Annotated in this window: 1 protein-coding gene; it reads left to right on the forward strand. The window is 54.9% G+C overall.

Annotated features, from left to right (window positions below; genetic code table 11):
- Positions 1-446: 446 nt before the first annotated feature.
- Positions 447-929: CocE/NonD family hydrolase (locus NKI66_RS32610; protein ID WP_502900992.1), on the forward strand; the 483-nt coding region annotated here is incomplete at its 3' end.

Genomic DNA, 929 nt, shown 5'->3' on the forward strand with positions numbered 1-929 from the left:
TTCCTCCAACTGAGATTAGAGTCCGGCCTCGATTGAAGGACGGACTGATGAAGAGAAAGCGGTTTACGGAAGAGCACATCATTGCGGTTCTGCGTGAGCATAAGGCCTCAGAGTGAAAGCTATCTAAATTCCCGATACCGCATTGAGCGAGCTACGTTCAGATCTTCCGCAATTTGGCTGATCACCCAGGTCGCAGATCTCAATCCGGTCCCGCCAGCACCGACTGCAGAACCATTAAGGCCACACCCGTTGCACCCAGCGAGATATCAGTTGGCCATCCATCCGCCTGATAACATTTAGTCGCGCGGTACATAACTTTTTATTCCGTTGTTTTGTTGCTCCCGGGTCCCTAGCGTTCCTAGAATAATAGGAGGCAACAGCCTCTCGATCTGGGCTGAATTTCCATGACCTCGTCTGATACCAGAAAACAACTGTCGGAGACATTTATGAGCACCACGACAGGCCAAATCCCTCAGGTTATGGCGCGGACAGGTCCACGCAAAGTGCGTGAAATCGAGAACATCTGGATTCCGATGTCCGACGGCACCAAGATTGCGGCACGGATGTGGTTGCCGGAGGATGCCGAGGACAATCCGGTGCCCGTGCTCATGGAATACATCCCTTACCGCAAGCGTGAGAATACTAGCGGGATGTACCGCTATTTGGCCTCCTATGGATATGCCTGTGTGCGACCGGACATTCGCGGATCGGGGGATTCGGAGGGCCTGCCGCAGGACGAGTATGTCAAGCAGGAGCAGGACGATGGCGTCGAGATCATTGCATGGCTCGCCAGGCAACGCTGGTGCACCGGCAAGGTCGGTATGTTCGGGATTTCCTGGGGCGGTTACAGTGCACTGCAGGTGGCTGCACGACGTCCACCTGCGCTCAAGGCGATCATCACGGTTTGCTCGACTGAGGACCGCTATACC

Source organism: Mesorhizobium sp. M0518 (genome assembly GCF_040321125.1).
Lineage (GTDB): Bacteria > Pseudomonadota > Alphaproteobacteria > Rhizobiales > Rhizobiaceae > Mesorhizobium.